This window comes from Mesorhizobium sp. WSM4884, assembly GCF_029625675.1.
Lineage (GTDB): Bacteria > Pseudomonadota > Alphaproteobacteria > Rhizobiales > Rhizobiaceae > Mesorhizobium.
Genome location: NZ_JARTVO010000001.1, coordinates 473,735 through 487,557, shown reverse-complemented (window position 1 = coordinate 487,557; position 13,823 = coordinate 473,735). Strand labels below are relative to the sequence as shown.

Sequence of the window (13,823 nt, the reverse complement as noted above, 5' to 3'; positions counted from 1 at the left end):
CGAAGCGGCGGGGACTCGGCCGGGCAGCCGCGCTCAGCCCTCCGGCTTGACCAGATCGACCGGGCTGATATCGAGTAGATCGAGCGTGCGGCGCAGAAGCTTGACCTCGCTCTCAGCGAGCTTGGCGTCGGCCTTGGCTATCTCGGCCATGTGGCGCGCAAGCAGCTTGCGCCGCTCGACGTCGAGGTCGCGGAACAGCGCGATCGCCTGCGAGCCGTTGGTCTCGTAGCCGTAGTCGTTGAGATATTCGATGACGCTGTCGATAGAGGATTCCTGAATACCGAAGGCTTCCCTGCAGATGCGCCGGAAGGCGATCATTTCGCTCTCGGAGACCGAGCCGTCGGCCAGGATCATGCGGAACAGCATCAAAAGCTCCGCCGACAGCACCGGATCGTCCGCCACCTTGCGCACGCCCGGGTCGCCGTCGAAGATCGAGCGTATCTGATCGAGCAGCGCCATCGCCATCAGCCTCCCTTTGCGATTCCGTCTGATTGTTAGCGTGGAATCGGTCTTGCGCAAACTGGGCAAGCGTGATGGAAGCTGCGGCTCCCTCCTCGCCCCGCCCCAGCCCGATGATCGACCTTACCCTGCAGTCCGTCTTCATACTGATCGCCGCCGCTTTCGCCGCGGGCTTTGTCGATTCGATCGCCGGCGGCGGCGGCTTGATCACGATTCCGGCGCTGCTTCTCGCGGGCTTCTCACCGGTCGCGGCACTCGGCACCAATAAGCTGCAGGGCATGTTCGGCTCCGGCTCGGCCACCATCCATTATGCCGCGAACGGTCAGGTCGATCTGCGTCGCCAACTCCCCTCCGCGCTGCTGGCGCTCGTCGGCGGCGCCATCGGCGCCCTGCTGGCGACGGTCGTGCCCGGCGACTTCCTGCGTGCCCTGTTGCCGGTCCTGCTGATCGCCATCGCTCTCTATTTTGCGTTCAAGCCCAACATGGGCGATGTCGATCGTGCCGAGCGCCTGTCTCCGTTTCTGTTCGGCCTGACGATCGTACCGGCGATCGGCTTCTATGACGGCCTGTTCGGCCCGGGGACGGGTTCGTTTCTCATGCTGGCCTTCGTCGCGCTCGCCGGTTACGGCGTGCTCAAGGCGACGGCGCACACCAAGCTGCTCAACTTCGCCTCCAACATAGGCGGCTTCGTCGTCTTCGCCGCTGTCGGCGTCGTTTACTGGAAGATCGGTCTGATGATGGGCGTGGCGCAGTTTCTCGGCGCACGCGTCGGCGCCAGCCTCGCCATCAGGATCGGCGCCAAACTGATCAAGCCGCTGCTGGTGATCGTATGTGTGGCGCTGGCGATCAAGCTGCTTGCCGACCCGGCCAACCCCCTACGCCAGCTAATTGGTGTGTGACGGTCCTGCTGGTAGAATTCGGGTGTTGCGAATCATGTTGGAGGGACCAGACATGAATCTCAGTGCGCCCACCCAGATCGTGTTCATTATTTCGTTGGTCATCGCCATCATCGGCCTTCTCGCCGCTCTTGGCCTTCTTGCGTTCATTCCTCTCGCGGCGGTGTGGATCATGCTCATCGCCTACATCGTGCTCGCCGCCGGCTGTCTGATGCGCGGCGCATAAGGACCCGCAGATCTCCTGCGACTAGAAGCGCCCGGTCCTGCCGGGCGCTTTTGATTCGGGAGCATGGTCTGCTAGGCTTGAGCCATGTCCGACGAGACAGAGCGCCATCGGCAGGACAATCGCTCTCCCGCCCTCCATTTCGAGATGGTCCGGCGTAAGCCCACCGCCGTGCTCGCGGGCATTGTCACCGATATCTGCGGCTATCGGGAGATATGGCCCGGCCATTTCCGCATCGTCGAATATGCCTCGCTTACCGTGCCGTTGGTGATCAGTTTTGCCGAGGCCTTCGCCATCGGACTCGGCCGCGATCCCGGCGACAACGATCGTTTCGCCAGCTTCGCCGCGGGCCTCTATGCCGGTCCTGTCGTGATCGAATCCTTCGGCGGCGCCTGCTGCGTTCAGGTCAATTTCACCCCGCTCGGCGCCAGGCAATTCTTCGGCCTGCCGATGAGCGAGCTCAAGGACCGCATGGTCGACCTCGACGATGCGCTGGGCTTCGAAGGCATCGCGTTGCGCGAACGGCTGGGCGAAGCACGGAACTGGGACGCGCGCTTTGCGATTGCCGAGGGATTCGTGACCAGCCGGCTTGCCGAGGCGAATCCGCTTTCGCCCGAAGTCGCGTGGGCCTACCGGACGGTCATCGCATCGGGCGGCCGCACCCGCATTTCGGCGCTCGCCGAAGAGATCGGCTGGAGCCGCAAGCATCGGGCGGCCAAATTCTCCGACGCGATCGGCATAGGCCCGAAGACATTGTCGCGCATCGTGCGCTTCAACCACGCGCTCTCGCTGTCGAAGCGGCAGGAAGACGACTGGGCCGGCATCGCCGCCGATTGCGGCTATGCCGACCAGGCGCACATGGTGCGCGAATTCCGCCAGCTCGCCGGCGAAACGCCGTCCACGCTCGCCACGCTGGCTTAGGCCGCCGAGGGGTAGGTAACATTTCTTCAAGACGCGGAAACCGCCCCAGGCGAGACTGGCTCTCATCAACCGACACAAGGGAGATTGTCATGTCCGCGGCAAACGAAGCACCCCGTATCTATCCTGCCCTGCGCTACAGGAACGCTGCCAAGATGATCGATTGGCTGTGCGAGGCCTTCGGCTTTGAAGTGCGCGCCCGCTACGGCGAGGGCGACCTCGTCCATCACGCCGAGCTGACCTTCGGTTCCTCGATGATCATGCTCGGCACGGCCCGCGACGACGACTACGGCAAGATGGTCGGCGAGCCGGGCGGTGGTGGCGGCAAGTCGATCTACATTGCCATAGACAGCGCCGACGCCGCCTATGCCAAGGCGAAAAAGGCGGGTGCGAAAATCATCCAGGAGCTGGTCGACCGCGACTACGGCAGCCGCGAGTTCATCTGCCTCGACCCGGAAGGCAATGTCTGGTCCTTCGGCACCTATTGGCCGAAGGCCGGGGAAAAGGGGTAGGACGTCTCGTTGACGTTGGCGATTGGCGAGGCGCCTGAACTCGTCATCCACGGGCGGAGCAGGAGCGAAGCTCCGTCGCGGAGACCCGAGGATCCATTCCGTGACCTCGGTCGAAGGGCGCAGCGGAGCAGAATTCTGCACGGCTGCAACGCCTCGACGTCACGGATGGATTCTATGGTCTGCGAGCGTCGCTTCGCTCCTTGCTCCGCCATCGAATGACGACTCGATGAGCGTTTCGCTGATCTCAGACGTGTTGGTGAGAGGCCTACCGCGCCAACGCAAAAATCGCATCACAGTCGAGATACGCTTCCAGCTCGGCCGCGACCTCATCCAGCGCCTTTTCGACCTCGGCGCGGTAGTCGACGCCGCCGCTTCTGACGCCAAGGCTCTCGAGATAAGCGGCGCGGAAGGCATTCGCCGAAAACAGCCCGTGCAGATAGGTGCCGATCACCTTGCCGTCGGCGGAGACCGCGCCGTCCTCGACGCCGTTGATGATCGCCGACGGCCGCGCCGTGTCCGGACCGGTGGTGCGGCCGAGATGGATTTCGTAGCCTTCGAGCGGCAGGCCGAACTGGACCGAACGGGCGCTTGAATTGCGCACCGTTTTTTCCGGCTCCATCACCGTCTCGATGTCAAGCAGGCCAAGGCCTTCCGCTTCGGTGACACTGCCTTCGATACCGTCTGGATCGCGCACCACGCGGCCGAGCATCTGATAGCCGCCACAGATGCCGACGACATGGCCACCGCGCTTGCGATGGGCGACGAGGTCACGATCCCAGCCATTCTCGCGGAATTTCAGGAGGTCGCCGATCGTCGACTTCGAGCCGGGTATGACCACCAGCCCGGCGTCCTCCGGCAGCTTCTTGCCCGGCGGTACGAACACCACCTCGACTTGCGGCTCGGCCTTGATCGGATCGAGATCGTCGAAATTGGCGATGCGCGCCAGCATCGGCACCGCCACCTTCAGCGCCCGCTTCTCGCCGGAGGCGAGGCGCTCGAGCACCACCGAATCCTCCGAAGGCAGGCGCGCGGCAGCCTTCAGCCACGGCACTACGCCAAAGCAACGCCACCCGGTGAATTTCTCGATCGCGCTTATGCCATCGTCGAACAGCGAGACATCGCCGCGGAACTTGTTGATGAGGTATCCGGCAATCATGCGCCGGTCTTCCTCCGGCAGGATCAGATGCGTACCGGCGACGGAGGCGATGACGCCGCCACGATCGATGTCGCCGACCAGAACCACCGGCACGTTGGCGCGCGTCGCAAAGCCCATATTGGCGATGTCGCGGCTCCTCAGATTGATCTCGGCCGGCGAGCCGGCGCCTTCGACGATGACCAGATCGGCGCCCTCGCCGACCTTCGCCCAGGAATCGAGCACTGCGTCCATCAGCCGTGCCTTCATCGCCTGATAGTCGCGCGCCCGCGCCTCGCCGAACACCTTGCCCTGCACCACCACTTGCGAGCCGATGTCGCTCTGCGGCTTGAGCAGCACAGGGTTCATGTGCACGGTCGGCCGGACCCCGCAGGCCAGCGCCTGCAGCCATTGCCCACGGCCGATCTCGCCGCCGGCATTGTTGTCGCCGGGGACATCGGCGACGGCGGCGTTGTTCGACATATTCTGCGGCTTGAACGGCCTGACCTTCAGGCCTCGCTTTTGGGCGGCACGACAGAGCCCCGCCACCAGCACAGTCTTTCCAACATCGGAGCCGGTGCCTTGCAGCATGATCGCTTTTGCCATCAGTTGCTGCCCTCCAAGCCGATCGTCGATTTCTGCGCCAGCGGTCCGCCACGCCAGATATAGAGCGCCATGAGCGGCTCCTTGCCCGTGCGCATGGCATGGCTGACGTTGGACGCGTGGTGAATGACCTCGCCGGCCGCACGAACGTGGAAGTCCCCCTCGCCCATGCGCCATTCGGTGCCGTCGGTCAGCGGAACATAGATCTCTTCGGCGATGTGGTGATGGTCGGGATAGACGATGCCGGGCCCCAGGATCAGCAGGCCGGCCGCGACCTCATCATTGACGAAGTGCCCGCGCGTGCCGAACACCTCCAGCCAACCGTAACTGTCGATGAAGGCTTGGCCGAAATCACTGGCCGTATAGGTCTGCCCCCAGCGCAGCTCGTCTCGATGATCGGCAACGAACCGCGCCAACGGCTTGCTGTGAGGCTGCGCAAGCTCGGCGATGCGATCGAGATAGCGAAGACAGCCGAGCGCGCGCGGTTCGAGCGTACGAGCCAGCATGTTCCAACTGATGCGCGCGACGGCGTCCGCGACCAGATCGCTGTCGACACCGGCCAGATAGAAGTGGAACCGCTCCAGCAACCGGTCGAAAATTGTCGGCACGCAAGGCTCCGTTGATCAATCCATGCACAGCCGGTCCGCAGGGGGCCGGGTTGCGCGGCGGCATCATTGGTCTAGATTGAACGCTGCGCAAAGCCAAAAACGACAGGCCACAAGGGCCTGAAACGACAGGGAGCACGCCATGGACGCGGCAGTCGATGCGGGCACTGGCCAATTCGAACTCACCGAGGAGCAGCGCGCCATCCAGGAGATGGCCGAGGCCTTCGCGGCCGACCGCGTCGCGCCGAACGCGCTCGATTGGGACCGGGCGAAGCACTTTCCCGCCGATGTGATCCGCGAGACCGGGCCGCTCGGCCTCGGCGGCATCTATATCAAGGACGATGTCGGCGGCTCGACGCTCGGCCGCCTCGATGCCGTGCTGATCTTCGAGGCGCTCGCCCGCGCCGATCCGGCCTTCTCCTCCTTCATTTCGATCCACAACATGGCGGCCTCGATGATCGACCGCTTCGGCAGCGACGAGCAGCGCCGGCGCTTCCTGCCGAAGCTGACCTCGATGGAATGGCTGGCAAGCTATTGCCTGACCGAGCCTGGCTCCGGTTCGGATGCCGCGGCGCTGAAGACGCGCGCGGTCAAGACCGGCGGCGACTATGTGCTCAATGGCGCCAAGCAGTTCATTTCCGGCGCCGGCGACAGCGACCTCTATGTCGTCATGGCGCGCACCGGCGGCGACGGGCCGAAAGGCATTTCGACCCTCGTCGTGCCCAAGGATGCGCCGGGCCTCTCCTTCGGCGCCAATGAACACAAGATGGGCTGGCACATGCAATCGACCCGCCAGGTCATCTTCGAGGATTGCAAGGTGCCCGCCGAGAACCTGCTTGCGACCGAAGGCGCGGGCTTCGGCATCGCTATGGCCGGGCTCGACGGCGGCCGGCTCAATATCGCCGCCTGTTCGCTGGGCGGCGCGCAGTCGGCGCTCGACAAGGCGCTCACCTACACCGCCGAGCGCAAGGCATTCGGATCGAAGATCAATCAGTTCCAGGCGCTGCAGTTCAGGCTGGCGGACATGGAGACCGAGTTGCAGGCCGCCCGCATCTTCCTCTATGCCGCCGCCTCGAAGCTCGACCGCAAGGCTCCGGACGCCGGCAAATGGTCCGCGATGGCCAAGCGCTTCGTCACCGATATCGGCTTCGACGTCGCCAATGACGCGCTGCAGCTGCATGGCGGTTATGGCTACCTGCACGACTACGGCATCGAGAAGCTGGTGCGGGACCTGCGCGTCCACCAGATCCTGGAAGGCACCAACGAGATCATGCGCGTCATCATCGCGCGGACGTTGATTGGTAGGCAGTAGGCAAAGATGACCGGCAAGATCAACTCGTACAAGGATTTGATCGTCTGGCAGCAGGCCATGGATTTGGCCGTCGCAACCTACTCCTTGACCAAGGTATGGCCAAAAGAGGAACTGTATGGACTGACCAGCCAAATCCGCCGCTCGGCCACATCTATCCCGGCAAACATTGCGGAAGGTTACGGCCGAGATAACACGGGCTCCTATCAGCAGTTTCTCAGGATAGCCCAAGGCTCTCTAAAGGAGCTCGAGACGCATCTCCAGATCGCTGAACGCATCGGCTTGGCCACTCGTGATGAGGTTCATCATATGCTCTCGGCCACAGAAGCTATCGGAAAAATGCTTCGCCAGCTTATTATCAAGCTAGCACCTGAATAGACCCCCCTACTGCCTACTGCCTACTGCCTACTGCCTACTGCCTACTGCCTACTGCCTACTGCCTAACTGGGAGCACCACTATGACCACCATCGCCTTCATCGGCCTCGGCAACATGGGCAATCCGATGGCCGCCAATTTGGTCAAGGCGGGACACACGGTGCTGGGTTTTGATCTCATTCCCGAGAACCTGACTGTGGCGAAAGAGCATGGCGTCACCGTCATGGCCAATGCCATCGCCGCGGTGAAAGACGCCGATGTGGCGATCACAATGCTGCCGGCCGGCAAGCATGTGCTGTCGGTTTACGAGGACATCGCGCCCAAGGCGAAGAAAGGCGCGCTGCTCATCGATTCCTCGACCATCGATGTCGAATCGGCGCGCAAGGCGCATGCGATTGCCGCCAGGCATGACCTGCCCTCGATCGACGCCCCGGTCTCCGGCGGCACCGGTGGCGCCGTCGCAGGCACGCTCACCTTCATGGCCGGCGGTTCCGACGCGGCTTTCGCCGCCGCCGAGCCGATCCTGAAGCCGATGGCCGGCCGCATCGTCCATTGCGGCGGCGACGGCGCCGGCCAGGCCGCCAAGATCTGCAACAACATGATCCTCGGCATCTCGATGATCGGTGTCGCTGAAGCCTTCGTGCTGGCCGAGAAGCTCGGCCTCTCGCACCAGGCGCTGTTCGACGTCGCCTCCACCTCTTCCGGTCAGTGCTGGTCGCTCACCACCTACTGCCCGGTGCCCGGCCCTGTTCCGGCATCTCCTGCAAACCGCGACTACAAGCCGGGCTTTGCCGCGGCGCTGATGCTGAAGGACCTGAAACTGTCGCAAGAAGCCGCGCAAAGTGCCGGCGCGGTGACGCCTCTGGGCGCCGAGGCGACGCAGCTATATGCGCTGTTCAACGCGCAAGGGAATGCCGGAGTCGATTTTTCCGGCATTATTAATTTCCTGCGCGGCGATAAAAGCTAAATCGCTGCTTTCAAAGGCTTATCAGCGGATTTTTTCGACACAAAGCCGGCAAATTTAGATTTGCTTAAGTTCTCGATAACTCACCGGTAACGATGTGCCTTTAAAACGGACTGCGAGGCGGACATCGCAACCGCCCGGCGCTCCGGATCAGGTCTCGCGTACCGGAGCCCGTAAGTTTCGCAAGTCTCTCGTAGCGAAGCGCCATGCGTATCTGGCAAAGCCGCGTTCCCGTTGGGGCGCGGTTTTTGCGTTTCCGGAATGTCCGTTCACCTCGTTATTCGGGGGCGAAGCTCCTTGCCTCGCCCCAGGATGATGACGGGACTGCGATTCGCCTGGTCAGCGTTTCCGCAGATCCGCCTCGGCAAGGTCGAGCGCCTTGGCGATGCGCTCGCAGGCCATGTCGATCGTGTCGCGCGTCCAGATCAGCGGCGGCGACAAGATCATGGTGTCGCCGGTGGCGCGCAGCATCATGCCTTGCGCAATCGCATGGTCGCGTACGACGACCGCGGCGCTGCCCGACGGCAGGTAGCGTTCCTTGGTCGCCTTGTCCCTGACGATCTCGATTGCGCCCATCAGGCCGATCGAGCGCACTTCGCCGACCAGCCTGTGGCCGGCGATGCGCTCCTGCAGCGCCTGCGCGAAATAGGGACCGGTGTCGGTCCTGACCCGGTCGACCAGTCCTTCCCGCTCGATGATCTCGAGATTCTTCAGCGCCACCGCGCAGGCCACCGGATGACCGGAATAGGTGTAGCCGTGATAGAACTCGCCGCCCTTCTCGACCAGCGTCCTGCTGATGCGGTCGCCGACCAGCAGCGCCGATAGCGGCTGGTAGCCGGAGGTCAGCGCCTTCGCCGTAGTGATGGTGTCGGGTTCCACATCGAAGGTCTGCGCCGCGAACCATTCGCCGGTGCGGCCATAGCCGGTAATCACTTCGTCGAGCATCAGCAGCACGTCGTATTTGCGGCAGATGCGCTGCACCTCCGGCCAGTAGCTCATCGGCGGGATTTTTACCCCGCCGGCACCCATCACCGGTTCGCCGATGAAGGCGGCGACCTTGTCGGCCCCGGCTTCGAGGATGGCGTCCTCTACCGCCTTGGCCGCGCGGATGCCGAAATCATGGTCGCTTTCGCCAGGCAGCGCGAGCTCATAGGCATAAGGCATCATCACATGGACGATGTTTGGCACCGCGCCGCCGAGCTGCTTGTGCATCGGCTCCATGCCGCCGAGCGAGGTGCCGGCGATGGTCGAGCCGTGGTAGGCCATCTTGCGCGAGATGATGCGGTTCTTCTCCGGCTTGCCTTCCAACGCCCAATAGTGGCGCACGAGCCGAAGCGCCGTGTCGTTCGCCTCCGAGCCGGACGAGCCGTAAAAGACTTGGCTGACATGCTTGGGCGCCAGCTCCGCCAGCTTCTTCGACAAAAGCACCGGCGTCGGCGTAGAGCATTTGAAGAAGGAGTTGTAATAAGGCAGCTCCTTCATCTGGGCGTAAGCGGCATCCGCCAGTTCGTCACGGCCATAGCCGATATTGACGCACCAAAGGCCCGCCATGCCGTCGAGGATCTCCGTTCCTTCGGAATCGTAGATGAACGGACCGTCGGCGCGGGTGATGATGCGCGAGCCGATCTCACGCAGTTCCTTGTGGTCGGTGAAGGGGTGAAGGTGATGCGCGGCATCGATTTGCTGAAGCTGCTTCAGCGAATAGTTCTGATAGGTCATGGATTTGGTCTTTCCTCTTGAATCAATCCGGCAGGAGCCGGGGCGGATTCGTCAGAGGAAACGGGGCGGCGAATAGCCGATGCGTGCGCACAGCCGCAAAAGCTCGGCACGCAGCGTTCGCGGCGACGGCGTTACCGCGACCCCGAAGGCGCCTGATGTGCTGAAGCGGATCATGGCGGCACATTAAGCTGCCCATGGCCATAAATTCAAGCTGCGCCAGCGAGCGCACGCTGTAGAAAAACATAGCGCATAGCCGTCTGTGCCGCTTGCGGCCGGCGGTCGCCGCGCCCGCCGTGACCGCCTTCGGTTTCTTCGAAGAACAGCGTCCTGCGGTGACCGGCTTCCTGCAACCGCGCCGCCATCTTGCGCGCGTGGCCGGGATGGACGCGGTCGTCGGCGGTTGATGTCATCAACAGCACTGGCGGATAGGCGGCATCGGCAGCGACATGCTGATAGGGCGAGTAGGCGCCGAGCCAGGCTACCTCCTCGGGCTTCGAGGGATCGCCATACTCGGCGATCCATGACGCGCCCGGCGGTAGTTCGGTATAACGCAGCATGTCGAGCAGCGGCACATCGATGATGACGGCGCCGAACAGCTCCGGCCGCTGCGTCAGCGATACGCCAGTCAGCAGGCCGCCATTCGAGCCGCCCTGGATGCCGAGTTGCGCCGCCGTGGTGATGCCGCGCCTGACCACATCCTCAGCCACCGCCGCGAAATCGTCGAAGGCGTTCTGGCGCTTGCCCTTGAGAGCGGCCTGATGCCAGGCCGGACCGAATTCGCCGCCGCCGCGGATATTGGCCTGCACATAGGCGTTGCCCTTGTCCAGCCAGAGCCTGCCGCGGATGCCGGCATAGCCTGGCAGGAGCGGCACTTCGAAGCCGCCATAGCCATAGAGCAGCGCCGGTGCCGGTCCCGTCTGGTCACGGCGCCGCACGACGAAATACGGGATCATCGTGCCGTCCTTCGAGCGCGCCTCGAACTGCTCCGAAACATAGGGCGAGGCATCGAACCGCGCCGGCTGTGCCTTCACGGTCGTCAGTGTCTCCCCGTTATCGTCCGACCAGATGATCGAACTCGGCGTCAGGAAGTCGGTGAAGGTGAACGAGACGCTTGCGCCGAAATGCTCGGCATGGCTGATGCCGACATTGCCGTTATCGGGCAGGCCGACCGGTTTCAGCGACCAGCCCTTGTCCGTGCGATCGCAAACGACGACCTTGCCGCGCACATTGTCCATCAGGTTGATGAACAGGCGGTCCTGCGTCCTCGCGAGGCCTGCGATGGATACGCGATGCTCCGGTTTGAGCAGCGTCTCGATCGGTTCGAACGTACCGGTTTCGATCCAGCGGTCGAAATCCACGGAGTACAGCCCGTCGGGCAGGCAGCGTGTGCCGTCAGGCGCCGTCCACGGGCTGCGCACGCCGAAAACGAGTTGTCCTTTGAAGATCGCCGTGTCGGTGGCGTCATCGGGCAGCGGGATGCGTCGGTTCTCGCCCGAAGCCAGCCGCAGAAAACTGTGCGAGGTGAAGAAGTCGATCGTTTTGCCAAGCAGCACATGCTTCTTGTCGCCGTCGAACTCCACGCCGCCGCCGACCGCGAGATGATGCTTCTCGCCTTCGAAGATCGGCGTTGCGTCCTCCAGCTTCGTCCCGCGCCGCCAGAGCTTGATCACACGCGGATAGCCTGACTGCGTTTTGTCGTCCTCCTCGAAAGCCGCCGAGACGATCACCGTGTCCTTGTCCAGCCAGGAAAAACCCGACTTCGACGCTGGCGCCCGAAAACCGTCCTCGACGAAGGATTTCGTCGAGATGTCGAACTCGCGCATCTCGCTGGCGTCGCCGCCATCCGGCGACATGGAGAGCAGGCAGAGATCGAAATCGGGGTAGAGCCGGCTCGCCCCGCCGAACACCCATTTCACGCCTTCCTTGGCCGAGAGCTGGTCGAAGTCGATGATCGTCTCCCACTCCGGCTTGGCGGTCTTGTAGGAAGCGACAGGCGCGCGGCGCCACAGACCAAGCGCATTGGTCTTGTCCTGCCAGAAATTATAGACATGGCCGGCGAGCGCCGATCCCACCGGAATATTGTCCTCGGCGGTCATCAGGTCGAGCGCGGTTTCGAACGCGCCCTGATAGGAAGGGTCGCCCTGCAATTCGGCGACCGTCACCGCATTCTGGCGATGAACCCAGTCGAGCGCTTCCTTGCCGTTGCGGTCCTCCAGCCACAGGAAGGGATCCTCGGCCGCCAGTTCGGGCTGGGTTTTGGTCATTGTGCTGGTCATGCGGGTCTCCGGCGTCTGGGCCCTGCCTACATCGCGTTCGCGGCGCCAACATTCAAGAGCAGCGTCGCCCGAACCTGGGTCCGCAGACCGGGGCGCCAGCCTTGCCGTTTCGTCATGTCGCTTCCCTCGCCCTAGTGGTCGCCGCCTCCTCACCGGCAACATTGCCGCCGGTCCATTATGCCGGCCGATTTCGTATTCTCACGAGGCTTCTCATGACCGCCGCCCTTCATCCCGCCGAACCGGCATTGGCAACAGATCGCGCCCGCCGCGGCGGCCGTGCGGGGAAGCGCGCTGGCGGATCGGCGGCCTTCGAGCAGCCTCCCTTTCGGCAGCTGAAGAACCCGCTGACGCCGACCAAGCTGGTCTCCGACGACGAGTTGGAATCGATCCACCTCGCCTCGCTGCGCGTTTTGAAGGAAATCGGCGTCGACGTGCTGCACGAGGAAGCCCGCCGCATCATGAAGGCGCATGGCGCCGACGTCAGCGAAGGCAGCGAGCGCGTCCGCTTCGACAGCGACATGATCCTGGAGCTGATTGCGCACTGCCCGCCGGAATTCACGTTGCATGCGCGCAATCCGGCGCACAATCTGCGTTTCGGCGGCAACAATGTCATCCTGTCGATGATGGCTTCGGCGCCCAATTGCTCCGACCTCGATCGCGGCCGGCGCCCCGGCAACCAGGCCGACTACCGCAACTTCCTGCGCCTGGCACAGATGCACAACATCCTGCATTGCACCGGCGGCTACCCGGTCGAGCCGATCGACATCCATCCGTCGGTCCGGCACCTCGAATGCATCCGCGACCTGGCGATGCTCACCGACAAGGTCTTCCATATCTATTCGCTCGGCAAGGAGCGCAATGTCGACGGCATCGAGATCACCCGCATCGCCCGCGGCATCAGCCGCGAGCAGCTGATGGAAGAGCCCTCGGTCTTCACCATCATCAACACCAATTCGCCGCTCAAGCTCGACGTGCCGATGATGGAAGGCATCATCCAGATGGCCAGCATGGGCCAGGCGGTGATCGTCACCCCGTTCACGCTTTCCGGCGCCATGGCGCCCGTCACCATCGCCGGGGCGCTGGTGCAGCAAAACGCCGAGGCGCTCTCCGGTATCGCCTTCTCGCAGATGGTGAGGAAGGGCGCACCGGTCGGCTATGGCGGCTTTACCTCGAATGTCGACATGAAATCCGGCGCGCCGGCCTTCGGCACGCCGGAATACATGAAGGCGCAGCTCGTCGGCGGCCAGCTCGCCCGCCGTTACAACATCCCCTATCGCACCTCGAACACCTGCGCGGCCAACACGGTCGACGCGCAGGCCGCCTATGAAAGCGTCTTCTCGTTGTGGGGCGCTATCCAGGGCGGCGGCAATCTGATGATGCATGGCGCCGGCTGGCTGGAAGGCGGCCTTCGCTGCTCCTACGAAAAGACCATTCTCGACATCGATCTTCTGCAGATGGTGGCGGAATTCCTCACCCCGCTCGACCTCTCCGAGGATGCTCTCGGCTTCGACGCCATCCAGTCGGTCGGACCGGGCGGTCATTTCTTCGGCACACAGCACACGCAGGAGCGCTACAAGACCGCCTTTTATTCGCCGATCGTGTCCGACTGGCGTAATTTCGAAACCTGGACCGAGGCCGGCTCGCCGACGGCGCTGGAGCGCACCAACAAGGTGTGGAAGGAGCGCCTTGCTTCCTACGAGGAGCCCTACATGGACCCTGCCATTCGCGAAGAGCTCAACGATTTCGTCGACAAGCGCCGCGCCGAAGGCGGCGCGCCGACCGACTTCTGATCCTCTGTGTTGGCTGATGAATAGTCGACCCCCACTCCGTC

Annotated in this window: 13 protein-coding genes; 8 read left to right on the top strand and 5 right to left on the bottom strand. The window is 63.5% G+C overall.

Annotated features, from left to right (window positions below; all coding sequences use genetic code 11):
• Window positions 1-33 precede the first annotated feature (33 nt).
• Complete coding sequence (locus P9236_RS02220; protein WP_278072958.1) at window positions 34-465, bottom strand: TerB family tellurite resistance protein; 432 nt, start codon at window positions 463-465, stop codon at window positions 34-36.
• A gap of 107 nt (window positions 466-572) precedes the next feature.
• Here P9236_RS02220 and P9236_RS02215 point away from each other — a divergent pair, with 107 nt between their 5' ends.
• From P9236_RS02215 to P9236_RS02200, 4 genes are all read left to right on the top strand, one after another.
• Window positions 573-1,358 carry a TSUP family transporter gene (locus tag P9236_RS02215; protein WP_278073057.1) on the top strand — a complete coding sequence of 262 codons (786 nt, stop codon included), beginning with the start codon at window positions 573-575 and terminating at the stop codon, window positions 1,356-1,358.
• 52 nt (window positions 1,359-1,410) lie between these two features.
• A complete protein-coding gene (locus tag P9236_RS02210) occupies window positions 1,411-1,581 on the top strand; it encodes a hypothetical protein (RefSeq protein ID WP_126093321.1) in 171 nt (56 codons plus the stop codon).
• 84 nt (window positions 1,582-1,665) lie between these two features.
• Complete coding sequence (locus P9236_RS02205) at window positions 1,666-2,499, top strand: helix-turn-helix domain-containing protein (RefSeq protein ID WP_278072957.1); 834 nt, start codon at window positions 1,666-1,668, stop codon at window positions 2,497-2,499.
• An 89-nt stretch (window positions 2,500-2,588) separates the two neighbouring features.
• Window positions 2,589-3,008 (top strand): VOC family protein, encoded by a 420-nt coding sequence (locus tag P9236_RS02200; RefSeq protein WP_278072956.1) that lies wholly within the window; start codon window positions 2,589-2,591, stop codon window positions 3,006-3,008.
• A 265-nt stretch (window positions 3,009-3,273) separates the two neighbouring features.
• On the opposite strand, the gene P9236_RS02195 is transcribed toward P9236_RS02200, so the two are convergent.
• Together P9236_RS02195 and P9236_RS02190 are read right to left on the bottom strand one after the other, a co-directional pair.
• Window positions 3,274-4,746, bottom strand: coding sequence for a cobyric acid synthase (locus tag P9236_RS02195; RefSeq protein ID WP_278072955.1), 1,473 nt, complete (start codon window positions 4,744-4,746; stop codon window positions 3,274-3,276).
• Window positions 4,746-5,351 (bottom strand): dimethylsulfonioproprionate lyase family protein, encoded by a 606-nt coding sequence (locus tag P9236_RS02190; protein ID WP_278072954.1) that lies wholly within the window; start codon window positions 5,349-5,351, stop codon window positions 4,746-4,748. The genes P9236_RS02195 and P9236_RS02190 overlap by 1 nt, the downstream gene beginning before the upstream one ends.
• Window positions 5,352-5,490: 139 nt before the next feature.
• Between P9236_RS02190 and P9236_RS02185 the strand changes: the two genes are divergently transcribed.
• The 3 genes from P9236_RS02185 to mmsB all read left to right on the top strand — a co-directional run bounded on the left by P9236_RS02185 (window position 5,491) and on the right by mmsB (window position 8,000).
• Window positions 5,491-6,660 (top strand): isobutyryl-CoA dehydrogenase, encoded by a 1,170-nt coding sequence (locus P9236_RS02185; RefSeq protein ID WP_278072953.1) that lies wholly within the window; start codon window positions 5,491-5,493, stop codon window positions 6,658-6,660.
• Between the two features lie 6 nt (window positions 6,661-6,666).
• Window positions 6,667-7,035, top strand: a complete 369-nt coding sequence (locus P9236_RS02180; protein ID WP_278072952.1) for a four helix bundle protein — start codon at window positions 6,667-6,669, stop codon at window positions 7,033-7,035.
• Window positions 7,036-7,115: 80 nt separating this feature from the next.
• The gene (mmsB, locus tag P9236_RS02175; protein WP_278072951.1) at window positions 7,116-8,000 is read left to right on the top strand and encodes a 3-hydroxyisobutyrate dehydrogenase; all 885 of its coding nucleotides are present in this window, start codon (window positions 7,116-7,118) and stop codon (window positions 7,998-8,000) included.
• A 336-nt stretch (window positions 8,001-8,336) separates the two neighbouring features.
• Here the strand turns inward: mmsB and P9236_RS02170 are convergent, their stop codons facing one another.
• Together P9236_RS02170 and P9236_RS02165 are read right to left on the bottom strand one after the other, a co-directional pair.
• Entirely contained in the window at window positions 8,337-9,716 is a 1,380-nt protein-coding gene (locus P9236_RS02170; RefSeq protein ID WP_278072950.1) for an aspartate aminotransferase family protein, read from the bottom strand.
• 206 nt (window positions 9,717-9,922) lie between these two features.
• On the bottom strand, window positions 9,923-11,992 hold the full coding sequence (locus tag P9236_RS02165; RefSeq protein ID WP_278072949.1) for a prolyl oligopeptidase family protein: 2,070 nt from the start codon (window positions 11,990-11,992) through the stop codon (window positions 9,923-9,925).
• Between the two features lie 212 nt (window positions 11,993-12,204).
• Between P9236_RS02165 and P9236_RS02160 the strand changes: the two genes are divergently transcribed.
• A complete protein-coding gene (locus P9236_RS02160; RefSeq protein ID WP_278072948.1) occupies window positions 12,205-13,782 on the top strand; it encodes a trimethylamine methyltransferase family protein in 1,578 nt (525 codons plus the stop codon).
• Window positions 13,783-13,823: the final 41 nt, after the last annotated feature.

Bases quoted from the DNA above. Each gene is read 5' to 3' on its own strand.
- P9236_RS02220 (WP_278072958.1), bottom strand. From the start codon at position 465: ATGGCGATGGCGCTGCTCGATCAGATACGCTCGATCTTCGACGGCGAC.
- P9236_RS02215 (WP_278073057.1), top strand. From the start codon at position 573: ATGATCGACCTTACCCTGCAGTCCGTCTTCATACTGATCGCCGCCGCT.
- P9236_RS02210 (WP_126093321.1), top strand. From the start codon at position 1,411: ATGAATCTCAGTGCGCCCACCCAGATCGTGTTCATTATTTCGTTGGTC.
- P9236_RS02205 (WP_278072957.1), top strand. From the start codon at position 1,666: ATGTCCGACGAGACAGAGCGCCATCGGCAGGACAATCGCTCTCCCGCC.
- P9236_RS02200 (WP_278072956.1), top strand. From the start codon at position 2,589: ATGTCCGCGGCAAACGAAGCACCCCGTATCTATCCTGCCCTGCGCTAC.
- P9236_RS02195 (WP_278072955.1), bottom strand. From the start codon at position 4,746: ATGGCAAAAGCGATCATGCTGCAAGGCACCGGCTCCGATGTTGGAAAG.
- P9236_RS02185 (WP_278072953.1), top strand. From the start codon at position 5,491: ATGGACGCGGCAGTCGATGCGGGCACTGGCCAATTCGAACTCACCGAG.
- P9236_RS02180 (WP_278072952.1), top strand. From the start codon at position 6,667: ATGACCGGCAAGATCAACTCGTACAAGGATTTGATCGTCTGGCAGCAG.
- mmsB (WP_278072951.1), top strand. From the start codon at position 7,116: ATGACCACCATCGCCTTCATCGGCCTCGGCAACATGGGCAATCCGATG.
- P9236_RS02170 (WP_278072950.1), bottom strand. From the start codon at position 9,716: ATGACCTATCAGAACTATTCGCTGAAGCAGCTTCAGCAAATCGATGCC.
- P9236_RS02165 (WP_278072949.1), bottom strand. From the start codon at position 11,992: ATGACCAGCACAATGACCAAAACCCAGCCCGAACTGGCGGCCGAGGAT.
- P9236_RS02160 (WP_278072948.1), top strand. From the start codon at position 12,205: ATGACCGCCGCCCTTCATCCCGCCGAACCGGCATTGGCAACAGATCGC.